Origin of the sequence: Pseudomonas sp. MWU15-20650, assembly GCF_023242475.1 — a bacterium.
In the GTDB taxonomy this organism is placed as follows: domain Bacteria; phylum Pseudomonadota; class Gammaproteobacteria; order Pseudomonadales; family Pseudomonadaceae; genus Aquipseudomonas.
On the sequence record NZ_JALJFG010000053.1, the window covers coordinates 1 to 23,814 of the forward strand.

The 23,814-nt window shown below is 59.7% G+C and carries 17 protein-coding genes and 1 pseudogene; 13 read left to right on the forward strand and 5 right to left on the reverse strand.

From position 1 onward, the window contains the following. Window positions 1-67 precede the first annotated feature (67 nt). From recC to M5B43_RS26115, 9 genes are all read left to right on the forward strand, one after another. Window positions 68-3,520: an exodeoxyribonuclease V subunit gamma gene (recC, locus tag M5B43_RS26075; protein WP_248752766.1), complete on the forward strand. Its 3,453-nt coding sequence runs from the start codon at window positions 68-70 to the stop codon at window positions 3,518-3,520. After that, window positions 3,517-7,188, forward strand: coding sequence for an exodeoxyribonuclease V subunit beta (gene recB, locus M5B43_RS26080; protein ID WP_248752767.1), 3,672 nt, complete (start codon window positions 3,517-3,519; stop codon window positions 7,186-7,188). The genes recC and recB overlap by 4 nt, the downstream gene beginning before the upstream one ends. After that, window positions 7,185-9,242, forward strand: coding sequence for an exodeoxyribonuclease V subunit alpha (recD, locus tag M5B43_RS26085; RefSeq protein ID WP_248752768.1), 2,058 nt, complete (start codon window positions 7,185-7,187; stop codon window positions 9,240-9,242). The genes recB and recD overlap by 4 nt, the downstream gene beginning before the upstream one ends. A 153-nt stretch (window positions 9,243-9,395) precedes the next feature. Then, window positions 9,396-9,962, forward strand: a complete 567-nt coding sequence (locus tag M5B43_RS26090) for a YfiR family protein (RefSeq protein ID WP_248752769.1) — start codon at window positions 9,396-9,398, stop codon at window positions 9,960-9,962. Next, window positions 9,959-11,221: a diguanylate cyclase gene (locus M5B43_RS26095; RefSeq protein WP_248752770.1), complete on the forward strand. Its 1,263-nt coding sequence runs from the start codon at window positions 9,959-9,961 to the stop codon at window positions 11,219-11,221. Before M5B43_RS26090 ends, M5B43_RS26095 begins: the two co-directional genes overlap by 4 nt. A 4-nt stretch (window positions 11,222-11,225) precedes the next feature. Beyond that, on the forward strand, window positions 11,226-11,714 hold the full coding sequence (locus M5B43_RS26100; protein WP_248752771.1) for an OmpA family protein: 489 nt from the start codon (window positions 11,226-11,228) through the stop codon (window positions 11,712-11,714). Between the two features lie 659 nt (window positions 11,715-12,373). Continuing rightward, window positions 12,374-13,321, forward strand: coding sequence for a TauD/TfdA family dioxygenase (locus M5B43_RS26105; protein ID WP_248752772.1), 948 nt, complete (start codon window positions 12,374-12,376; stop codon window positions 13,319-13,321). A 53-nt stretch (window positions 13,322-13,374) separates the two neighbouring features. Next, window positions 13,375-14,223: an EamA family transporter gene (locus tag M5B43_RS26110; RefSeq protein WP_248752773.1), complete on the forward strand. Its 849-nt coding sequence runs from the start codon at window positions 13,375-13,377 to the stop codon at window positions 14,221-14,223. Further along, window positions 14,223-15,170: a LysR substrate-binding domain-containing protein gene (locus tag M5B43_RS26115; RefSeq protein WP_248752774.1), complete on the forward strand. Its 948-nt coding sequence runs from the start codon at window positions 14,223-14,225 to the stop codon at window positions 15,168-15,170. Before M5B43_RS26110 ends, M5B43_RS26115 begins: the two co-directional genes overlap by 1 nt. A gap of 24 nt (window positions 15,171-15,194) precedes the next feature. On the opposite strand, the pseudogene M5B43_RS26120 reads toward M5B43_RS26115, so the two are convergent. Further along, window positions 15,195-15,369: pseudogene (locus tag M5B43_RS26120) on the reverse strand (DUF3077 domain-containing protein); the annotation flags it as partial. A 49-nt stretch (window positions 15,370-15,418) separates the two neighbouring features. Continuing rightward, a complete protein-coding gene (locus tag M5B43_RS26125) occupies window positions 15,419-16,366 on the reverse strand; it encodes a LysR family transcriptional regulator (protein WP_248752775.1) in 948 nt (315 codons plus the stop codon). A gap of 132 nt (window positions 16,367-16,498) precedes the next feature. On the opposite strand from M5B43_RS26125, the gene M5B43_RS26130 reads away from it, so the two are divergent. Together M5B43_RS26130 and mmsB are read left to right on the forward strand one after the other, a co-directional pair. Continuing rightward, the gene (locus M5B43_RS26130; protein ID WP_248752776.1) at window positions 16,499-18,016 is read left to right on the forward strand and encodes a CoA-acylating methylmalonate-semialdehyde dehydrogenase; all 1,518 of its coding nucleotides are present in this window, start codon (window positions 16,499-16,501) and stop codon (window positions 18,014-18,016) included. Window positions 18,017-18,031: 15 nt separating this feature from the next. Continuing rightward, window positions 18,032-18,919: a 3-hydroxyisobutyrate dehydrogenase gene (gene mmsB, locus M5B43_RS26135; RefSeq protein ID WP_248752777.1), complete on the forward strand. Its 888-nt coding sequence runs from the start codon at window positions 18,032-18,034 to the stop codon at window positions 18,917-18,919. Between the two features lie 46 nt (window positions 18,920-18,965). On the opposite strand, the gene M5B43_RS26140 is transcribed toward mmsB, so the two are convergent. Continuing rightward, window positions 18,966-19,310 (reverse strand): cupin domain-containing protein, encoded by a 345-nt coding sequence (locus tag M5B43_RS26140; RefSeq protein WP_003194115.1) that lies wholly within the window; start codon window positions 19,308-19,310, stop codon window positions 18,966-18,968. 297 nt (window positions 19,311-19,607) lie between these two features. Between M5B43_RS26140 and kynB the strand changes: the two genes are divergently transcribed. Continuing rightward, a complete protein-coding gene (gene kynB, locus M5B43_RS26145) occupies window positions 19,608-20,258 on the forward strand; it encodes an arylformamidase (RefSeq protein ID WP_248752778.1) in 651 nt (216 codons plus the stop codon). Further along, entirely contained in the window at window positions 20,255-21,127 is an 873-nt protein-coding gene (gene kynA, locus M5B43_RS26150) for a tryptophan 2,3-dioxygenase (protein WP_248752779.1), read from the forward strand. Before kynB ends, kynA begins: the two co-directional genes overlap by 4 nt. A gap of 142 nt (window positions 21,128-21,269) precedes the next feature. On the opposite strand, the gene M5B43_RS26155 is transcribed toward kynA, so the two are convergent. Continuing rightward, window positions 21,270-22,673 carry an amino acid permease gene (locus M5B43_RS26155; RefSeq protein ID WP_248752780.1) on the reverse strand — a complete coding sequence of 468 codons (1,404 nt, stop codon included), beginning with the start codon at window positions 22,671-22,673 and terminating at the stop codon, window positions 21,270-21,272. Window positions 22,674-22,744: 71 nt separating this feature from the next. Further along, window positions 22,745-23,755 (reverse strand): anthranilate 1,2-dioxygenase electron transfer component AntC, encoded by a 1,011-nt coding sequence (gene antC, locus M5B43_RS26160; RefSeq protein ID WP_248752781.1) that lies wholly within the window; start codon window positions 23,753-23,755, stop codon window positions 22,745-22,747. Window positions 23,756-23,814: the final 59 nt, after the last annotated feature.

A 23,814-nucleotide genomic window follows, 5' to 3' on the forward strand; every position in this document is an offset into this window, starting at 1 on the left:
GGCTTATCACTGCTCGCTTCAGTGCTAAAGTCCATGCCTCGATTTTGCTTTTCCCAAGGAAACCGTTATGCCGGATGCGACGTCCCTCAGCGCTGGATTCATGGTGGTTCACGGCAACCGCCTGGACGAGTTGCGTAGTCTGGTGGTCAGTTGGATGCGTCGTTACCCTCTGGCACCTTTGGAAAACGAAATCGCCCTGGTACAAAGCAACGGGATTGCCCAGTGGCTCAAGTTGGCCTTGGCTGAAGATCCGGAAGATGACGATATGGGTGGCTGTGGCATTGCTGCGGCAATCGATGTGCAGCTACCCGGTAGCTTCATGTGGCAGCTCTACCGCATGGTCCTGGGCCGTGACGAAATCCCGCCTAAGTCGTTACTCGATAAAGCACCGTTAACCTGGCGCCTTATGCGCCTGTTGCCCGAGCTCATTGATCAGCCGCACTTCGAACCTCTGCAACGCTTCCTCACCCAAGACACCGACCTGCGCAAGCGCTACCAACTCGCCGAGCGCCTGGCAGACCTGTTCGACCAATACCAGGTCTACCGCGCCGATTGGCTGGAAGATTGGGCCGCAGGTCGCCACCAGTTACGCAACGGTCGAGGCGAGTCCAAACCTCTCGACCTCGCCAACTGCTGGCAGGCCGAGTTGTGGCGTGCGCTGCTGCTGGATGTCGGAGAAGAGGGCATGGCCGAAAGCCGTGCCGGCGTTCACCAGCGCTTTATCGAGCGCATTAATACCCTTGAGCAAGCGCCTCCAGGCTTACCTTCCCGAGTGATAGTTTTCGGGATTTCGTCACTGCCTGCCCAAGCGCTCGAGGCTCTGGCGGGCCTGGCGCGTTTCAGCCAAGTCCTGCTCTGCGTGCACAACCCTTGCCGCCATCATTGGTCAGACATCGTGGCCGACAAGGACTTACTGCGTAACGAATACAAACGCCAAGCGCGCAAAGCGGGCATGCCGGTCACCATCGATCCACAATCCTTGCATCAGCATGCCCACCCGCTGCTCGCCGCCTGGGGTAAGCAGGGCCGTGATTACATCAGCCTGTTGGACAGCTACGATGACCCCAACAGTTACCGCGCCGCATTCCGTGATGGTCGCATTGACCTGTTCAGCGACAGCGAACCCACCACACTGCTCAACCAGCTCCAGGACGATATCCTCGAACTGCGACCACTCAATGAAACCCGTGAACTCTGGCCCGCGGTCGATCTGGAGCGCGACACATCAATCCGCTTCCACATCGCCCACAGCCCCCAGCGCGAAGTCGAAATTCTCCACGACCAATTACTCCAACGCTTCAGCGCCGACCCCACGTTGCGTCCCCGGGACATCATCGTCATGGTCCCTGACGTCGACAGCTACGCGCCACACATTCGCGCGGTGTTTGGCCAACTCGAAAGGAATGACCCGCGCTTCATCCCTTTCACCCTGACAGACCAAGGGCAACGTGGACGCGACCCGCTGCTGATTGCTGTCGAACACCTGCTGAAACTCCCCGATAGCCGCTTCCCCGTCAGCGAAATCCTCGACCTGCTGGACGTTCCCGCCCTGCGCGAACGTTTCGTCATCAAAGAGCGCGACCTGCCCACACTGCATCGCTGGATCGAAGGCGCAGGCATCCGTTGGGGGCTTAATGCTGAACAGCGCGCCGGCCTCGGCCTACCGGCTGAACTGGAACAGAACAGCTGGCGATTCGGCCTGCGCCGTATGTTGCTGGGCTACGCCGTCGGCACCGGGGAGGCCTGCGACGGTATCGAGCCTTACGATGAAATCGGCGGCCTTGATGCTGCCCTGATCGGCCCGCTGGTCGCCTTGCTCGACGCCTTGAGCGCTGCTCATCAAGCATTGTCGCAACCGGCAGCTCCCCAGGTGTGGGGTGAGCGCCTGCAACGCTTGATGCAGCTGTTTTTCCTGGCCAGCAGTGAGCACGATGACTACCTGTTAGGCCAACTCGAACAGTTAAGAGAGACCTGGTTGGAAACCTGCGAGTCCGTCGGCCTGCAGGACGAATTACCGCTTACCGTGGTCCGAGAAGCCTGGTTGGCAGGCTTGGATCAGGGCCGTCTCTCCCAGCGCTTTCTTGCTGGAGCTGTCAATTTCTGCACGTTGATGCCCATGCGCGCGATCCCGTTCAAGCTGGTCTGCCTGCTCGGCATGAACGACGGTGACTACCCGCGTGCCCAACCCCCTCTGGACTTCGATCTGATGGGCAGCGACTACCGTCCCGGTGACCGCTCCCGCCGCGAAGATGACCGCTACTTGCTGCTTGAGGCCTTGCTGTCGGCCCGTGACCAGCTCTATGTCAGCTGGGTAGGCCGCAGCATCCGCGACAACAGTGATCGCCCAGCCTCGGTACTGATCGGCCAACTGCGCGACCACCTTGCCAGTGGCTGGCAGCACGCCAGCAGCGAAATACCGCTTATCGATGCGATGACCCAGGAACACCCGCTCCAACCCTTCAGTGCCCGCTACTTCCACGAAGGTGACCCGCTGTTCAGCTATGCCCGCGAATGGCAGTTGCTGCACGAAACACCGGGTAGTCTCTCAAAAGAAGGCGAGCTGACGGCGCACCAACAGGAAGAGCCCCTGAGTCTCGGTCAGTTACAGGACTTCCTACGTAACCCGGTTAAGCATTTCTTCAGTCAACGCCTGAAAGTGTTTTTCGAAGCGGCTGAAGTGCCGTTGGCCGACGAAGAACCCTTCGTTCTGGACGCATTGCAACGCTATAGCCTCAGTGACAGCCTGCTGAACGCGGCACTGCTCCAACCTGATCACCCCGGCCAGGCCCTTAATGCCCAGGCGCTACGGCTGCAAGGCAGTGGCCTGCTGCCGATGGTCGGTTTCGGCGAGTGCCTGCGTCATGAGCTGATCGAACCTTTACCCGGTCTGTTGCAACGGTACCAACAGCTTCTGGCGCTTTGGCCAACGCCCCATACTGGCGCTGAGCCGATCAGTTTTGAGTATCAGGGCATTCAGCTGGAAGGCTGGATCAGTGGCCTGCATCGACGCAGTGATGGTGGGCTGTTAAGCGTCACGACCATCCCCAACAGCATGGGTTCGGTCAAGACGCGCAAGTGGCATCGCCTGATCCGCCCTTGGGTCAATCATGTGGTGGCCTGCGCTTGTGGCCTGCCCTTGAGCTCCGCGCTGGTGGCGAGCGACGACACCCTGCTGCTGGCCCCGCTGGATACGTCCACCGCCCGGGAAGTCCTCGGCAACCTGCTGCTGGCCTGGCACACCGGGATGAGCAAGCCGCTGCCCGTTGCAGTGAAAACCGCCTTTGCCTGGCTCGGCCAAACCGATCCCGCCAAAGCACAAGCCGCTGCCTGCAAAGCCTATGAAGGCGACGGCATTACGACTGACGGTGAACGTCGCGAAACGCCCGCACTCACCCGGCAATTCCCCGACTACGCCGCTCTGGTCGCCAGCGAAGAATTCGAAGGCTGGTGTGAAACTCTGTATCGCCCCCTGATCAACGCCCCATGGCGATCACTTTCCAGCGAGGAGGCCGGCGTATGATGAGCAAACCCTTGGCCCTGGCGTTCCCGCTCAAAGGCAGCCAGTTGATTGAAGCCAGTGCCGGCACCGGCAAGACCTTCACAATCTCAGCCCTATACCTGCGCCTGGTGCTCGGCCACGGTGGTGATGAATCCGGCTTCGGGCGTGAACTGCTACCGCCGCAAATCCTCGTTGTGACATTCACCGACGCCGCCACCAAGGAACTGCGTGAACGCATCCGTATTCGCCTGGCCGAAGCCGCACGGTTTTTCCGCGATGAAATCGAGCAGCCCGATGCGTTGATCGCCGACCTGCGTGCTCAATACTCTCTGGAGCAATGGCCCGCCTGTGCCAATCGCCTGGACATTGCCGCGCAGTGGATGGATGAAGCGGCTGTGTCGACGATCCACAGTTGGTGCCAACGTATGTTGCGCGAACACGCGTTCGACAGTGGCAGCCTGTTCACCCAGACCCTGGAAACCGACCACAGCGACCTGCTGGGCGAGGTCCTGCGCGATTACTGGCGGCTATTCTGCTACCCGATGCACGACGACGCCCTGAACTGGGTGCGCAACAACTGGGGTGGCCCGGCCGCATTGATGCCACGGGTACGTGCGTTGTTTGGCAGCGCACGACCCACCGATGAAACCCGCGAGCCGGCCGAGCTGATCACCGAGTGTCTGCAAGAGCGTCGTGATGCACTGATCAAAATCAAGGCACCTTGGCCACAATGGGCCGCCGAGCTGCGCGATATCTGCCTGCAAGCCGTTGCTGCCAAAGCCGTTGATGGCCGCAAAATGCAAGCGCGTTACTTCGAACCCTGGTTCGAAAAGATCAGCGCCTGGGCGGCAGACGAAACCCTGGAGCAACTGGATATCGGCACCGGTTTCACCCGCCTGACGCCTGACGGCATGGCCGAAGCCTGGAAGGGCGAGCCGCCGCATCATCCGGGGATCGACGCAATGGCGGGCCTCAAGGCCAGCCTCGATGCTTTGCCAACCCCCGACGGGGCAGTGTTGCAACACGCCGCGGGTTGGGTCGGTAAACGTTTCGAAGAAGAGAAACGTCGCCGCGCTGAAATGGGCTTCGACGACATGCTGATCCGTCTCAACACCGCCCTCCAGGCCGACGGCGGCGAGCGTTTGGCCAGTGTGATCCGCGAGCAATTCCCGGTGGCCTTGATTGATGAATTCCAAGACACCGACCCAGTGCAATACAGCATCTTCGACAGCATCTACCGTATCGAAGAAAACCACCTCGACAGTGGCCTGTTCCTGATCGGTGACCCCAAGCAGGCGATCTACGCCTTTCGCGGCGCCGACATCTACACCTATCTGCGCGCCCGTCAGTCCACCACCGGTCGCCATCACACCTTGGGCACCAACTTCCGCTCCAGCCATGCAATGGTTGAAGCGGTGAACCATGTGTTCCTGCGTGCGGAAAAAGGCCGCGGCGCATTCCTGTTTCGTACACCTAACGGTGATAATCCGGTGCCGTTCCACCCGGTCTTGTCCCAAGGTCGCAAAGAGCAATTGCAGGTTGAGGGGCAAACGCTGCCGGCGATGAACCTCTGGCACCTGCCGACCGACCAGCCGATTTCCAACGTAGTCTATCGCCAGCAACTGGCTGCGGCCTGCGCCACGCAGATCGTCACGTTGCTCAATGGTGGGCAGCAAGGCACCGCAGGTTTTATAAAAGACGACACCCTCAAAGGCGTACTTCCGTCAGACATCGCCATCCTTGTGCGCGACGGCAAGGAGGCCCAGGCCGTGCGCGCCGAGTTGGCTGCCCGCGGCGTGCGCAGTGTGTACCTGTCAGACAAAGACTCGGTCTTCGCCGCTCAAGAAGCCCACGACCTGCTGGCCTGGCTCAAGGCATGTGCCGAGCCGGATGTCGAGCGTCCGCTACGCGCAGCGCTGGCCTGTGTCACCTTGAACCTACCCCTGCAGGAACTCGAGCGTCTGAACCAGGATGAACTGGCGTGGGAAAGCCGTGTGATGCAGTTCCGTGGCTACCGTTTGATCTGGCGTACCCAAGGCGTGCTGCCGATGCTGCGCCGCCTGCTCCATGACTTCAAGCTGCCGCAAACCCTGATCGTGCGCAGTGATGGCGAACGTGTACTGACCAACTTGTTGCACCTCAGTGAGCTGTTGCAGCAGGCCGCGTCGGAGCTGGATGGCGAGCAGGCACTGATCCGTCATCTGGCCGAACACCTGGCGTTGTCGGGCCAGGCCGGTGAAGAACAGATCCTGCGATTGGAAAGTGATGAGCAATTGGTCAAGGTGGTGACTATCCACAAGTCCAAGGGCCTGGAATACGACCTGGTGTTCCTGCCCTTCATCTGTTCGGCCAAACCGGTAGACGGCAGTCGCTTGCCGCTGCATTACCACGATGAATACGGTAATTCCCAAGTGAGCCTGCGGCCAACCGCCGACCTGATCGCCCAGGCCGATGATGAGCGTCTGGCCGAAGACCTGCGCTTGCTCTACGTCGCCCTGACCCGTGCCAAATACGCGTGCTGGCTGGGGATTGCCGACCTCAAGCGCGGCAATAACAGCAGCTCGGTATTGCACCTGTCGGCCTTGGGCTATTTGCTTGGCGCCGGCGCAGTGCTGGGCGACTCTGCCGGTCTGGCGCGCTGGCTGCTGGATGTGCAGGAAGACTGCCCTGCCATCAGCTATGCCCCTGTGCCGCAAGCGCAAGACACCGTGTTCCATCCACCGCGCAACGAAGCCACGTTGTTAGCGCCGTTGCTGCCCAAACGCAAAGCCGCCGAAAACTGGTGGATTGCGTCCTACAGTGCTTTGCGCATTGGTGACAGCATGAGCGCCGCTCATCTCGAAGCGCCCGAAAGCCCCCAGGCTCAAAAGCTATTCGATGACGAACGACTCGACCCCGATGCACCCCGTGAAGCGGTTGCGTCGGGCGGTGATATCCACCGTTTCCCACGCGGTCCTAACCCCGGGACCTTCCTCCATGGCCTGCTGGAATGGGCGGGGGAGGAGGGATTCAACGTCGCCCCGGAGGCGATCGTAAAAGCTGTGGGCGCCCGCTGTAATCGCCGCAATTGGGAAGGTTGGATCGTTACCCTCAGCGCTTGGCTGGGGCACCTGCTGAAAACGCCGCTGCCGGTGGGTAACGATAAGGTCACCCTAAGCGACCTGCGGCAGTACCAGATCGAAATGGAGTTCTGGTTCGCCAGCCACAAAGTCGACGTGCTCGCCCTCGACAAGCTGGTGTGCCAGCACACCCACAACGGCGTCTCTCGCGTGGCCGCCGAACCGGTGCTGCTCAACGGCATGTTCAAGGGCTTTATCGACCTGACGTTCGAGCACGATGGCCGCTACTACGTGGCTGACTACAAATCCAACTGGCTCGGCCCCGACGATTCGGCCTACACCTTTGATGCCATGGAGCACTCGATCCTTGAGCATCGGTATGACCTGCAATATGTACTTTACTTGCTGGCCCTGCACCGCCAACTCAAGGCGCGGCTGCCTGATTACGATTACGACCGCCATGTCGGCGGTGCGCTGTATCTGTTCCTGCGCGGTACACAGTCTGTGAGCCAGGGAGCGTATTTCACCCGGCCACCGCGTGAACTGATCGAGGGCCTGGATCTAGTGTTCCAGGGCAAGCCCATCCCGCCCAAGGCTGAGCCCGCCTGGGAACAAGGAGTCCTGCTATGAGCCTGTCGCCCTTACCACTGGAGGTACTGGCCCCCCTCAGCCGCGCCGCCGACTTGGTGCAACTGCTGGAACGTTGGGTTGATCGTGGCTGGTTGCGCGCCTTGGACAAAGCATTCGTTGGCTTCTTGCATGAGCTTGACCCGCAGGCTGACCCCTTGGTGCTGTTGGCGGCGGCACTGACCAGCCATCAATTGGGCCACGGCCACGTCTGCCTGGACCTGTTCGAAACCCTCAAGGCGCCGGATTTCGCCTTGTCATTGCCGCCCGAAGGCGACCTGCAAACCGGCAGCATGCTGTTGCCGTCGCAGTTGCTGGATGGACTCGACGGCGCCCATTGGTGCCATGCCCTGGCATCCAGCCCACTGGTCGCGCTGGCCGTTGATGGCGGTGAGTCTGCCCAGAGCCGCCCGTTGGTCCTCTGCGGCAAGCGCTTGTACCTGCGGCGTTACTGGACCTACGAACGGCGCATCGATACCGCCTTGCGCGTGCGACTGGCCACCGTGGAAACCGTCGCCGCCGATTTGCCGCAGCGCCTCAACGGGTTGTTCGACCAACCGGCACCCGCTGGCGTGATCGATTGGCAAAAGCTCGCCTGTGCCCTGGCGACGCGTGGTGCATTCAGTATCGTCACGGGTGGCCCGGGCACCGGCAAGACCACCACCGTGGTGCGTCTGCTCGCGTTATTGCAGGCGCCTGCCGTGGAGTCCGGCACCCCGTTGCGCATTCGTTTGGCGGCGCCCACCGGTAAAGCTGCGGCGCGTTTGACTGAGTCCATCAGCCAGCAAGTGCTGTCGTTGAAAGTACCCGACAGCGTGCGGGAAAAAATACCGACCCAGGTCACCACTGTTCACCGCCTGCTGGGAAGCCGCCCGGGTACCCGGCACTTTCGTCATCACCTCGGTAACCCATTGCCGCTGGATGTGTTGGTGGTGGATGAAGCCTCGATGATCGACCTGGAAATGATGGCGAACCTGCTCGACGCCTTGCCGCCCCATGCACGTTTGGTACTGCTGGGCGACAAGGACCAATTGGCGTCGGTAGAGGCCGGTGCCGTACTCGGTGATTTGTGCCGGGACGCCGAAGCCGGCTGGTACAGCCCGGACACTCGGCAATGGCTGCAGGCGGTCAGTGGTGAAGACCTCAGCGCCAGTGGCCTGCAAGAAGACCTAGACGGTCGCCATCCCCTGGCTCAGCAGGTGGTGATGCTGCGCTACTCGCGGCGTTTCGGTGAAGGCAGTGGCATCGGCCAATTGGCGCGGTGGGTCAATCAGCAAAACGCCGAAGAGGCGCGCCGGCTATTAGCTGCGCGCAGCCACGATGACCTGTTCTGTGTCAGCCTCAAGGGCGAACATGACCACGCGCTTGAGCGCCTGGTACTGGATGGGCAGGGCGAAGGTGCCCAGGGTTACCGCTACTACCTGAACCTGCTGCAATCCGCGCGCCCCGCTGCCGATACCCTGCGTGACGATCACGCCTGGACGCACTGGGCGCAGCAACTGCTGCAAGCCTTTGATGCGTTCCAATTGCTCTGCGCGGTGCGCAAAGGCCCCTGGGGTGTCGAAGGGTTGAACCTGCGCATCACTGCCGCCTTGCGCAAAGTGCGGCTGATCGACAGCGACGAGCAATGGTACGAAGGCCGCCCGGTGTTGATGACCCGTAACGACTATGGCCTTGGCTTGATGAACGGTGATATTGGCATTGCGCTGAAACTGCCCGAACGCGACGGCGGCCCTCAGGTGCTACGGGTGGCCTTCCCGCGTAACGATGGTCAAGGCGGTGTGCGCTTTGTGCTGCCCAGCCGGCTGAATGACGTGGAAACCGTGTACGCGATGACCGTGCACAAATCCCAGGGCTCGGAGTTCGCCCATACCGCGTTGATCCTGCCGGACGCCCTGAACCCGGTACTGACCAAAGAGCTGATCTATACCGGTATTACCCGTGCCAAGCGCTGGTTCAGCCTGATCGAGCCGCGTGGAGGCGTATTTGAGGAAGCGGTACGGCGCAAGGTCAAGCGTTTGAGTGGTTTAATGCTGGAGTTGGACGCCAGCACTTAAAAACTGACTGATGGGTCATGTAATATTTCTGATTCAGATGTCTGATTTTTCTGAAAAAATAGCGAACCCCGCGAAAACCTTGCTTCGTGAGGTTTTCTGCCGCTGTGCTATCGTTGCGGCATCGCCTTGAAAACACCTGAAGAGAATCGCTGCATGAACGTGGCTGTCTCGCCCGCAGAGCGTAGTTTTAGCTGGAGACGCATGTTACTGGTGGCGGTTCTGTGTGTGCTCGCCCCCCACGTCTTTGCCCAGACGCCGAGCCCTGCCGACGCGCGAGCCCAGGCGGTCACTCAGGTGGTCCTCGGTATTCTCAGTTACGCGCGTTGGCCGGTGGAGCCTGCACAACTGCGTTTGTGTATCGTCGGCCCCACCCAATACACCGACGACCTGATCAAAGGCACGACCCAGGCCACCGGTCGTCCGGTAGTGGTACGGCGCCTGCTGGCCGACCATCCCGATATCGTCAGCGCCTGCGATGCGGTCTACATCGGTAGGCTCTCCGCCGATGAACGCAGCCGACTGTTCACATCGTTGATTGGCCACCCGGTGCTCAGTATCAGTGAAGGCGGCGACCAATGCACCGTGGGCAGCCTGTTCTGCCTGCGCGTGAGCGATCAGCAAGTGTCGTTCGAGGTCAACCTGGACTCCGTCGCCCGTAGCGGCGTGCGCATTCACCCCAGCGTGTTGCAGTTGTCCCGTCGTCGGGCGCCGGCGTCATGAAAGCCGATAAGGTGCGGCCGACCCTCGGTTCGGTCATCGGCCGTGGGCATTTGATCCTGGCGTTGGTCGCCGTGACCCTGGCCAGTGTGTCCCTGACCCTGCTTGGCGTACTGGCGTTGCGCGTGTATGCCGAGCACAACCTGCATCTGATTGCGCGCTCCATCAACTACACCGTGGAAGCGGCGGTGGTGTTCAACGACAGTGCCGCGGCCACCGAAGCCCTCAGCCTGATTGCGTCTACGGAGGAGGTGGCCCAGGCCGAAGTCTTCGACGCCAATGGCAAGTTGCTGGCGCAATGGGTTCGCCCGGAAACCGGAATGCTGTCGCGAGTTGAACTGGCCGTGGCCCACTCCCTGCTCGAACAGCCCATCAGTCAGCCGATCTTGCGCCAAGGGCAAACCGTCGGCAGCATCCACCTGGTCGGGCACGGCGGCAGCCTGCTGCGCTTTTTGCTCAGTGGCCTGGCCGGCATCCTGATCTGTACCGCGCTCAGCGCCTGGGTGGCGTTGCACCTGGCGCGGCGCTTGTTGAATGGCATTACCGGGCCACTGCAAAGCCTCGCCGCCGTGGCCCACGCCGCCCGCAGCGAGCGCGATTTTGATCGCCGCGTGCCACCGGCGCAGATTGCTGAACTCGACAACCTGGGCAGCGACTTCAACGCCTTGCTAGGTGAAATGGAAGCCTGGCAGAACCACCTGCAAAGCGAGAACGAAACCCTGGCTCACCAGGCCAGCCACGACAGCCTCACCGGCTTGCCCAACCGTGCGTTCTTCGAAGGCCGGCTGATCCGCGCCTTGCGCAGCGCCGCCAAGGTCAATGAGCGCGTGGCGGTGCTGTTTCTCGACAGCGACCGTTTTAAAGACATCAACGACAACTTCGGTCACGCCGCCGGCGATGCTGTGCTGGTTGCCGTTGCCAACCGCGTGCGTGCACAACTGCGTGAGGATGACTTGGTGGCCCGCCTGGGGGGTGATGAATTTGCAGTCCTGCTGGCGCCCCTGCACAAGGCCGAAGATGCCCAGCGTATCGCCGACAAGATCATTGCCAGCATGGACCTGCCCATCCCATTGCCCGGGGACACCCAGGTGTCGACCTCACTGAGTATCGGCATTGCCATTTATCCCGATCATGGCGTCACTCCCGGCGCCTTGCTCAATGCCGCCGATGCAGCGATGTACCAGGCCAAACGGCTGTCCTCGGGCGGCCAGCAAACGGCGGAGGCGGAGCCTACTGCTGCCAACGTTAATCACAGGAGTTGATCCCTTGTTCGCTTACACACGTGTTTTGTTTATTTCTTTGCTCGTCGCCATCCTGGCCCTCAGCGGCTGCCAGACGCCCCCCAAGGGCCTGACCCCGGGGCAAGTCACCGTCCTCAAACAACAAGGCTTCGAGCTGACCGATGAGGGCTGGACCTTCGGCCTGTCCGGCAAAGTGCTGTTTGGCAGTGATATTGAAAGCCTCAACAAACCCAGCACCGACATTGTCGAACGCATTGGCAAAGCCCTGGTGGGCGCGGGCATCCAGCGCGTGCGCGTCGATGGCCACACCGACGCCTCGGGTAAAGAGCCCTACAACGTGGCCCTGTCCCTGCGCCGCGCCAAAAGCGTGGGTAAGGTGCTGACCCACGTGGGCATGAAGGACGAAAACATCCAACTGCGTGGCCTGGGCAGCGGCGACCCGGTGGCGCCTAACACCACGGCGGCAGGGCGTACCGAGAATCGACGGGTGTCGATTGTGGTCATCGCGGACTAACCGCATCACCCGTTCCAATACTGCAATGCGGTCAAATGTGGGAGCTGGCTTGCCAGCTCCCACACTTATTTGTGCATGACCAAAATTCTGCACCCACCACCGCTCAAAAATGTGGGAGCGGGCCTGCTCGCGAAAGCGGTGCATCAGCAGCGAATAAGCTGACTGACCCTCCACCATCGCAGGCAAGCCAGCTCCCACACTTATCTGTGTCTGACCAAAGTTCTGCACCCACCACAGCTCAAAAATGTGGGAGCGGGCTTGCTCGCGAAAGCGGTGTATCAGCAGAAGATAAGCTGACTGACCCGTCACCATCGCAGGCAAGCCAGCTCCCACACTTATCTGTGTCTGCTTAAGGTTCTGCGCCCGCCACAGTTCAACAATGTGGGAGCCTGGCTTGCCCGCGATGGTGGCGGTCGCTCAGCCACATATTTATTGGATGGCCCACCGCATTCGCGAGCAAGCCCCACAATTATTTTTGCAGTGTGCTCGCTACCGTGTTCGCTTAACTGCCCGGCGTCATCGCCTGTGTCATTAGGTTTTGACTGTAGGAATTGTCTTTCATGACGAATCTTAATGGCTAGGCTGATGAGGATTCGCTTTTTCGCAAGTGGTGGACTTAGTTAAATAGCCGCTCTAATTAACCACCGTAAAGGATTGCGATGAACATAAATGTCAGTAATTTCCGCCAAGAAGTTTCTAAGGTCAGGCTTTCAAAAGGTGCGTTCGATGAACTGTTGAGTGCAACGAAAAATATCGAACCTGAAATCCAGCGTGATCGATTCGATGCGAAGCCAGCCTTCATCAATTCGCTACTGCTACCCGCTCTGAGCGAAGAGCTACATAGAATACGAAACATGATCGATCACGAGAGCCACGTCTTGATCCTCGATGGCTTCAGAGTCGAAAAACTTGCCAGTTTCAAATCGCTCGTATGGACATTTGGTTCATTACTCGGTGTACCAATGGTACAGAACCATCTCGGTCACAAAGTGATTGAGGTTTATGATCGAGGGGGTAAGAGCATTGAAGAGGGAGCCAGATACCATCAAACCCGCCAGGGTGCTTACGTACACAACGATGGAGTGAGCGACCCGCTACCTATTGATTACCTGATCCTGGCTTGCGGACAGAAAGCGCTTTTAGGAGGTGAGAGCATTCTCATTGATGCAAGTGCGGTATACGCGGAGCTGATGGCGTACCCAGAAGTTTTGGAGGAACTCAAATGTGACTTCTTTTTTGATAATCGCGGCATGTCAGATGAGGAACAGTTGTTTAAAGCACCGATCCTGAGCTTTTCCAATGAAGGTATTCCACTGATCAGATACTTTCGAGTCTACATTGAATCAGCTCACCTAAAGGCAGGAGTGCCGTTAACATTGGCTCAATCTCAGGCACTGGACTTTCTGGATACTGTTCTCGATCAGTCATCTGTTCAGCATCGAGTACTGCTGGAGCCAGGGCAGGTACTTATTTCGGCCGATAACAAGTTTCTCCATACCCGCACGCACTTCATTGATAAGAGTACTCCACGTTCCGAAATCAATGACAGTGAGCCTTTGAGCGATCTGAATCGCTACATGCTACGGATGTGGTTACGCAAACAATGATGTCTCGATATTCATAACGTACGTCCTCCCACATCCGCCATAAGCCGAGCCCCATGGATAATTCCGATATCGCGATCACGCTGGTCTTGATCTCTGCTGTTATGCACGCCACTTGGAACGCCGTAGTCCGTGCCGGTAGCAGTCGCTTTATTACCTTGGCCATGGTCGATGGCACCGCGCTGCTGATATGCCTGATGGCGTTGCCGCTTGTCACCGTGCCGAGCCTGGAGGTAGGGGGCTACATTCTCATCTCCGTGGTGCTCAATACGGTCTATCGGCTATTTCTGATCAAAGCGTACGAAACGGGTGACTTCGGTCAGGTTTACCCCGTAATGCGCGGGGTGCCGCCCGTATTGGTCGCGCTGTTTTCCTACTTTCTGCTGCATGAACAGTTGTCACTCCAGGCGCTGGCTGGAGTGTTGCTGATTTGTGTGGGGATTATCAGCCTGACCTTTGTGCGCAGAATGACGGCGCAGATGTTCAAGCCGATCCTGATGGCGGTGTGCGCCGGGGCGTTTATTGCGTCTTACACGGTGGTGGATGCCAAAGGTGTAAGAGCCAGTGAGACGGTGCTGCAATACATCATCTACCTGACGGTGTTCCAGAGTATTCCGATCCCGGTGCTGGCATTTTCCAGAGAGCGTTTGGCTTTGGCTCGTGCGATACGTGGACATTGGCGAGTCGGCCTATTAGGCGGCGTTTTTTACCTGGCGTCTTACGGATTGGTGTTGTTTGCGTTGTCGCTGGACGCCGTCGCCAAGGTCTCAGCGCTGCGGGAAACCAGTGTTATTATCGGCGCCATTATTGCCGCGCTGTTCTTTCATGAACGGTTCGGTTGGCGACGGATGCTCTCGGCATGCGTCATTGTTTGCGGGATCATCTTGATCAAAGTGAGCACCTGATGGCCCAGCGTCCGCCTCCCACACCGATGCTTCAAGCGTTCGTCAGCGCTGCGCAAACCGGGAGTTTTGCACGTGCAGCGTCTGAGCTTAACCTCACTGCCAGTGCCATCAGTCATCAAATTGCTGGCCTGGAAGAGTGGTGGGGCGTGCAGTTGTTTGAGCGGCACTCGCGTGGCGTCAAGCTGACGGCGGCTGGGCAGGCTTTGTTGCCCGTTACCGATGGTTTTTTCAAGGCGCTGGACGGGGTGCTGCACTCACTCAATCCCGGTAAATCCCAACCGTTGTACCTCTCATGCACGTCGTCCCTCTGTTCGACGTGGCTGATCCCCAGGATGCACGGCTCTCACACTGAGGCCTCGTTCAACATTGATCTGGTGTTGACCAGCGCCGACATGAGCAGCGCCAGCCTAGAGGCTCATCAATACGATGTTGCGGTGGTGATGGGTTACGGTGACTACCCCGATCATCATGTCGAACTGCTGATGCGCGACGCGGTGTTCCCCGTGTGTTCGCCGGAGTTTCTGCGGTTGAAGGGTGATATTGCGCTGGAGAATGTCGCCCGCTACCCGCTGATTCATCGGGTGGACGATCAGGTGTGCCCAGGGTGGGAAAGTTGGTTTGCTTTCCAGGGGCTGGCGGCGCCGCCTTATCACCACGGGCCGCGATTTCCGGATTCGAGCCTGGCGATCAGTCTGGCGGTGAAGGGCGGAGGCATAGCCCTGGGCAGGACTGCATTGGTGTATGACCAGTTGGAAGACGGAGCGTTAGTGGCGTTGAATAGCCCCGTGATGATGTCGCCAGCAGCCTACTACGTCATTTGCCGAAACGGACGACAGTCGGAGCCGGACATTGCTCGCTTGATTGATTGGCTCAAGATCAGCGCGGGTGAGTTTGTGCGCGAAGTTCGGGCTCGGCATCCGCAAATAGCCGGAGCTGGCGCGGTTTAAATATGGGAAGGAGCAAGCCTCCTCGTATTGCTCGCCGCGCACATCCATGGCGGCTTCCATGGCGAGTTTCTTGGCGTAAAAAAAGCAGGGTGGAGGCGTGTTCCAGGGCTTGCTCAATCGGCATGCCAGCGTTGACGCGGAACAGGGTTTTTTGGTTTTCGCTGTAGTCGCCGAAGGTGACGACGCCGAGGGTGGAGAGTCTCTAGGAAACGTCCTGCAATTTAAAGCGAATCGTGTTTGATGGCCCTTTAGTCCGCGAACTTTATCTCCCGCGTTTCCCCCATCAACAACCGCTGATTCTGCTCCGTCACTTCCCTGATGTAATCCCACAACAACGTAATCCGCTTCAGCTTCCTTAGATCTTCCCGGCAATACATCCAAAATTGGCGAGTGATTGAAATCTGCTCCCCCAACACCGGCAACAACCGCGGATCCTGCGCTGCCAAAAAGCACGGCAATATCGCCATCGACCGCCCTTGCTGCGCCGCCACGTACTGCGCGATTACGCTGGTACTGCGCAGGCTGGCGCTGGCGCCGGGCACGACATTCGCCAGGTACAACAGCTCTGAGCTGAAGGCCAGATCATCCACATAGCTGATAAACGGATGCTCGGCCAAGTCGGCCGGGCGTTGGATGGGCGGGTGTTGATCGAGGTAGTCCTGGGTCGCGTACAGCTGCAGTTTGTAGTCACACAGCTTGCAGCACACATACGGCCCGTGTTCCGGGCGCTCCAGGGCGATGACGATGTCGGCTTCGCGCTTGGACAGGCTGATGAAGTGGGGCAGGGGCAGGATGTCGACCGAGATCGCCGGGTAGGTGTCGACAAAATGACTGAGCTGCGGCGTGACAAAAAAGCTGCCGAAACCTTCGGTGCAGCCCATGCGCACATGGCCGGACAGCGCCACACCGGAGCCGGAGACCTGCTCGCAAGCCATGTGCAACGTGCTTTCAATGGACTCTGCATAGCCCAGCAAACGCTGGCCCTCGGTGGTGAGGACGAAGCCGTTGGTCCGGGATTTTTCGAACAGCAGGGTACCGAGCGACACTTCCAGTGAGCTGATGCGCCGTGACACGGTGGTGTAGTCCACCGCCAGGCGTTTGGCGGCGACGCTGGCTTTGCGGGTGCGGGCCACTTCGAGGAAAAACTTCAGGTCATCCCAGTTCAGGGAGCCCAGTGACGTGATGTTTTTTTGCATATTGGACCGGCTTTTATGTGCGTTCTTATTAGAGATTTGCACATCTATACTCCAAAAACAGTCCGAACGCCTCATTCTTCAAGGCGATTCAACGCCTTGGTTCTCTGCACAAATATAAGATTTGGAGACCACATGAACGCTTCTGCCGATATTTCCGTGCAACAGGTCAAGTTGCTGATCAATGGTGAATGGGTCGAGTCCAAGACCACCCACTGGCAAGACATCGTCAACCCGGCCACCCAGCAAGTGTTGGCCAAGGTCCCATTCGCCACCGCCGATGAAGTCAATGCTGCCATCGACGCTGCCCACCGTGCCTTCCAGACCTGGAAGCTGACGCCGATCGGCGCGCGCATGCGCATCATGCTCAAGCTGCAAGCCTTGATCCGCGAACATTCCAAGCGCATCGCCGTGGTCCTCAGCGCCGAACAGGGCAAGACCATTGCCGATGCCGAAGGCGATATCTTCCGTGGCCTGGAAGTGGTCGAACACGCCTGCTCCATCGGTACGTTGCAGATGGGCGAATTCGCTGAAAACGTCGCTGGTGGCGTCGATACCTACACCCTGCGCCAACCCATCGGCGTGTGCGCCGGCATCACCCCGTTCAATTTCCCGGCGATGATTCCGCTGTGGATGTTCCCGATGGCCATCGCCTGCGGTAACACGTTCGTACTCAAGCCGTCCGAGCAGGACCCATTGTCGACCCTGCTGTTGGTGGAGCTGGCGCTGGAAGCCGGTGTACCGGCCGGTGTGCTCAACGTCGTGCACGGCGGCAAGGAGGTGGTGGATGCGCTGTGCACCCATAAAGACATCAAGGCGGTGTCGTTCGTCGGTTCGACGGCTGTGGGCACTCATGTCTACGACCTGGCCGGTAAGCATGGCAAGCGCGTGCAATCGATGATGGGCGCCAAGAACCACGCCGTGGTGTTGCCGGACGCCAACCGCGAGCACACCCTCAACGCTCTGGTCGGTGCCGGTTTTGGCGCGGCGGGCCAGCGTTGCATGGCCACCTCGGTGGTGGTGCTGGTGGGCGCGGCCAAGCAGTGGCTGCCAGACCTCAAGGCCCTGGCGCAAAAGCTCAAGGTCAACGCTGGCAGCGAAGCCGGTACCGATGTCGGCCCGGTGATTTCCAAGCGCGCCAAGGCTCGCATCCTCGAACTGATCGAAAGCGGTGTGAAGGAAGGCGCCAAGCTGGAGCTGGATGGCCGCGATATCAAGGTGCCGGGCTTCGAGCACGGCAACTTCGTCGGCCCGACCCTGTTTTCGGGCGTGACCCCCTCCATGCAGATCTACACCCAGGAAATCTTCGGCCCGGTGCTGGTGGTGCTGGAAGTCGCGACCCTCGATGAGGCCATCGCGCTGGTCAACGCCAACCCGTTCGGCAACGGTACTGGCCTGTTCACCCAGAGCGGGGCAGCGGCGCGTAAATTCCAGAGTGAAATCGATGTTGGCCAAGTCGGCATCAACATCCCGATCCCAGTACCGGTGCCGTTCTTCAGCTTTACCGGCTCCCGTGGCTCCAAGCTTGGCGACCTGGGCCCGTACGGCAAGCAAGTGGTGCAGTTCTATACCCAGACCAAAACCGTCACCAGCCGCTGGTTTGACGACGATACGGTCAATGATGGCGTCAACACCACCATCAACCTGCGCTGATCCCGGGAGACGACCATGAAAATTGCATTTATCGGTTTGGGCAATATGGGCGCCCCCATGGCCCGCAACCTGATCAAGGCCGGCCACGGGCTGAACCTGTTCGACCTGAACCAGGCCGTGCTCAAGGAGTTGGCCGCATTGGGCGCAACTGTCAGCGATTCACCACGTGATGCGGCGAAAGACGCAGAGCTGGTGATTACCATGCTGCCTGCGGCGGCTCATGTGCGCAGTGTCTGGCTGAATGAAGACGGGGTTCTGGCCGGTATCGGCAAGGGCGTGCCGGCGGTGGATTGCAGCACCATCGATCCGCAGACCATTCGTGATGTCGCGGCGGCAGCGGCCAAGCAAGGCGTGGCCGTGGCAGATGCGCCAGTCTCGGGAGGCACTGGCGGCGCCCAGGCCGGCACCCTGACCTTCATGGTCGGCGCCAACCCGGAACTGTTCGCCACCCTGCAACCGGTGCTGGCGCAGATGGGCCGCAACATCGTGCATTGCGGTGACGTCGGCACTGGGCAAATCGCCAAGATCTGCAACAATCTGCTGCTGGGCATCAGCATGGTCGGTGTCAGTGAAGCCATGGCCCTGGGTGATGCACTGGGCATCGACACCCACGTGTTGGCCGGGATCATCAACAGCTCCACCGGGCGCTGCTGGAGTTCCGACACCTACAACCCATGGCCGGGCGTGATTGAAACTGCGCCGTCGTCTCGTGGCTATACCGGTGGTTTCGGCGCCGACCTCATGCTCAAGGATTTGGGCCTGGCCACTGAGGCGGCGCGTCAGGCGCACCAGCCGGTGATCCTCGGCGCCGTGGCCCAGCAGTTGTATCAGTCGATGAGCCAGCGTGGGGAAGGCGGCAAGGACTTCTCGGCGATCATCAATAGCTATCGCAAGCCCAAATAAACACTGTGGCGAGGGAGCAAGCTCCCTCGCCATCGGTTTTTACTCATTAGGCAAACACAAAATACTTACGCACCGTCTCGACCACTTCCCACGTCCCCTTCATCCCAGGCTCCACCACAAAGATATCCCCAGCGCGCAGATGGATCGGCGCCATGCCTTCCGGGGTGATCACGCAGTAGCCTTCCTGGAAGTGGCAGTATTCCCACTTCACGTATTCCACGTACCACTTGCCCGGCGTGCAGATCCAGGTGCCCATGATCTTGCTGCCGTCTTCGCTGGTGTAGGCGTTGAGGTTGACGGTGTGCGGGTCGCCTTCGAGCTTTTCCCATTTGCAGGCATCCAGGACCGGCAGTGGGTGGGTGTCGCGCAGTACGGTGATGGGCTTGGACATGATGACTCCGAGGCATGGGAAGAAGAGTCGAACCCTATAGCGTCGCAGGCAGGGTTGGTGGTCTGGACTCGACATCGGGATGCCCAGAAGCGCAGCCGAGTGCGAATCTTCTGGCACAGCGAAGTCAATGTGGGATCTGCATGATTGTTCTGGTGTGCACAGACGAAACTTTCGTGCGGTAATTCGTCCTTTCCTCGCAGTTCATGCGAAAGAATTCCCGCCTGGCGCCAGAATTCGCAAGAAAATTCATAGCTGGCCCTCGTATCATTCTCTCCAGTACCCAGTGAGAGCCTTGCAATGAACCCAATAAAAACGTGGTGGGACATCAGCCCGCCCTTGAGCACGGCGACCCCGACCTGGCCGGGCGACACGCCGTTCCAGGAAGAGCGCGTGTGGCAGTTCGGCCCGGAGTGCCCGGTGAACGTGGGGCGCGTGACTTTGTCGCCGCACACCGGCGCCCATGTGGATGCGCCGCTGCATTACCGTGCCGATGGCGCGCCGATTGGCGAGGTGTCGCTGGATGTGTACATGGGCCCATGCCGGGTGTTGCACTGCCTGGACAGTGGCGCGCTGGTGCAGCCGCACCAATTGGAAGGGCGTGTGGATAACTTGCCCGAGCGCGTGCTGCTGCGCACTTATCCACAAGCGCCACTCACCGAATGGGATTCGAACTTCACCGCCATCGCCCCGCAAACCATCGAGCTGCTCGCCAGTCTGGGTGTGCGCCTGATCGGTATCGACACCCCGTCGCTGGACCCGCAACAGTCCAAGACCATGGATTCGCATAACGCGGTGGCCCACCACGGCATGGCGATTCTTGAAGGCATCGTGCTCGATGATGTGCCGGAAGGCGACTACGAACTGATCGCGCTGCCGTTGCGGTTTGCCCACCTGGACGCCAGCCCGGTCCGCGCCATTCTCCGCCCGCTCAAGGAGCCTACGCGATGAGCCAGTGTCCTTTCTCTCCAGACTATAAGCCTGCCGATACCCAGCCAGCGCAAGAGTGGCATAACGCCGAGCTGAATTTTTCCGAGTCCATGAGCTACGGCGATTACCTGGACCTGGGCAAAGTGCTCAGTGCCCAGCACCCGCTGTCGCCGGACCATAACGAAATGCTGTTCATCATCCAGCACCAGACGTCCGAGCTGTGGATGAAGCTGATGCTCCACGAACTCAAGGCCGCTCGCGAACATGTGCGCCTGGGCGAACTGCCGCCAGCGTTCAAGATGCTCGCGCGGGTTTCGCGGATCTTTGATCAGTTGGTACATGCCTGGGCGGTGCTGGCAACGATGACGCCATCGGAGTACAAGGCGATTCGCCCGTTTCTTGGGCAGTCGTCCGGGTTCCAGTCGTTCCAGTACCGTGAGATCGAATTCATCCTCGGCAACAAAAGCTCGGCGCTGCTGCGGCCCCATGCCCATCGTCCGGCGTTGTTGCAGGAGTTGCAGGTGGCCATTGCTACGCCGTCGCTGTATGACGAGGCGATCAACCTGATGGCCAAGGCGGGGTTGGCGATTGATCCGAAACGCGCCGAACGCGACCCGACGGCGGCGACCGTGCATGATGAGTCCGTGGAGGCGGCGTGGCGTGAGGTGTATCGCGACCCGAGCCGGTATTGGGATTTGTATCAGTTGGCCGAGAAGTTTATCGACCTGGAAGACTCGTTCCGTCAGTGGCGCTTTCGCCATGTGACCACGGTGGAGCGGATCATCGGTTTCCAGCCAGGGACTGGCGGCACCGAAGGCGTGGGTTACCTGCGCAAGATGCTCGACACGGTGTTGTTTCCCGAACTCTGGCGAGTACGGTCCACGCTCTAAACAAAAAGCCCCGGATCACCGGGGCTTTTCATATGCAACGCAATCGCAATCTGGGAGGGGGCTTGCTCCCGATGGCGGCGGGTCAGTCGACCTATAAGTGACTGACACACGGCTATCGGGAGCAAGCCCCCTCCCACAGGGATTACTGTGTTTTCATTTGCGCATTACCCTTGCTGATCCGCATCCGATAAGCAACGTAAATAATCCCCACCCAAATCGGCATCGCATACACCGACTCGCGAATGCCTGGGATCGCCAGCATCACGCTGATGATCATCAACATGAACGCCAGGCACAGGTAGTTGCTGAACGGGAACCAGAAGGTCTTGAACGACGGCACCACGCCTTGCTCACCCATGGCCTTGCGGAATTTGATGTGGGTGAGGCTGATCAGCGCCCAGTTGATCATCAACGAAGCAACCACCAGCGCGAACAGCAATTCCAGTGCACTGTGTGGGGCTACGTAGTTGACCACGACGCACAGCAGGGTCACCAACGCCGAAATCGCCAGCGCCCGAATCGGCACGCCTTGTTTGTTGAGCTTCATCAGCGCCTTGGGCGCATCGCCTTGCTCGGCCAGGCCAAACAACATGCGGCTGTTGCAGTACACGCCGCTGTTGTACACCGACAGCGCCGCGGTCAGCACCACGAAGTTGAGGATGTGGGCAGCGGTGTCGTTGCCGATCAGCGAGAAGATCTGCACAAACGGGCTACCGCTGTAGGCATCGCCCGATGCGCCGAGGGTTTGCAACAGTTGGTCCCACGGGTACAACGACAGCAGCACGGCCAAGGCGCCGACGTAGAAAATCAGGATCCGGTAGACCACCTGGTTGATCGCCTTGGGGATCACTTTGCGTGGCTCACTGGCCTCGGCGGCGGTGATACCGACCAGCTCCAGGCCACCAAACGAGAACATGATGAAGGCCATGGACATCAACAGTCCCATGCCGCCGTTCGGGAAGAACCCGCCGTGGCTCCACAGGTTGCTGATGGACGCTTGCGGGCCGCCCGTGCCGCTGAACAGCAGGTAGCAGCCGAGCACGATCATGCCGACAATCGCCACCACCTTGATGATTGCAAACCAGAATTCGGCTTCCCCGAAGAACTTCACGTTCAGGGTGTTGATCAGGTTCACGGCGACGAAGAACACCAGCGCACTGACCCAGGTTGGAATCTCTGGCCACCAGAACTGGATGTACTTACCCACGGCTGTCAGTTCGGCCATGCCCACCAGCACGTAGAGTACCCAGTAGTTCCAGCCCGCCAGGAAACCCGCGTAACCGCCCCAGTATTTGTGCGCGAAGTGGCTGAAGGAGCCGGCCACCGGCTCTTCGACGATCATTTCGCCGAGCTGGCGCATGATCAGGAACGCAATAAAACCGGCAATCGCGTAGCCCAGGATCATCGACGGCCCCGCCGACTTGAGTACCCCGGCCGAGCCGAGGAACAACCCCGTGCCGATCGCCCCTCCCAAGGCGATCAGCTGAATGTGCCGGTTCTTCAGGCCACGCTTGAGGCCCACCGGGTTAACCATGTCATCCGCCATTAACATTCCCTTCTACTTGTTTTTCTTAAGGGTGAGTGCAGGCCGCATCAGCCCCTCAGAAGTGCTGAGGGTCAGATATTACTCTGCGTAAACTTTTCGTAATACAGTTGAACGTCGTTAAGCGCCTGATCCACCAGCCATTGTTGGATGGATTCGACCATGGGAGGGGGACCGCACACATACATATCCGCCGATCTGTCCCGCCATTCGGCCAAGTCGAAATGCTCGGTGAGGTAGCCGCGCTTGCCGGGCCATTCGGGGGACGGGTCGCTCAGCACTTCGGTGTAACGGAAACCGGGAATGTTCAAGGCGTACTGCTTGATGCGCGCCGCCTCACATAAATCTTCGGCCCCGCGCACGCCGTAGTACAAGTGCACGGGTTGCGTGCAGCCATTGGCGGCCAGCTCATCCAGCATCGCCAGCAACGCCGACAACCCCGTGCCGCCCGCCACCAACACCAGCGGCTGGGTGACATGCCGGAGATAGAAGGCGCCCAATGGCGCCTCCATCAGCACCTCGTCGCCGACCTGGCAGCGCTCTCTTAGGTAGTTGCTCATCACCCCGTCGGGCAGCAGGCGCACCAGGAACTGCACTTGATTGCCGGGGCGGTTCGCGAAGGAGTAGGAGCGCCAGCTGTCGGTACCGGGCACTGACAGGCGGGCGTACTGGCCCGGCAGGAAGTCCAGCGGGCCCCCCTCCAACTGAACCTGCAAGATCGCCGTGCTGGTCGAAACCTGCTGCACCTCGCTGACCGTGCCGCGCACCTGTACAGGCCCCGGCGCGTTACACAGGCTCGAGTCAAAATCGAAGTAGAAGGTGGCGTCGGACTTCACGCGGGTCTGGCAACTGAGCATCTTGCGCTGTTGCAGGTCGAGGCTGGAGAGGGCTTCCTCGTCCACATAGTCCTGGGTGTAATCGCCCGATTCGCAGCGCCCCTGGCAGGTGCCGCACACCCCCTCGCGGCAATCCAGCGGGATCTTGATGCCGTTGCGCAGCGCCGCATCCAGCAGGATTTCTTGGGGCCCCACCGGAAAAAACAGGGTTTTGCCATCGGCAAAACTGAAGGCCACTTTGTGATTCATCCGCATAACTCCGTGGATAGGTATGAACCCCTGTAGGAGCGAGCAAGCTCGCTCCTACA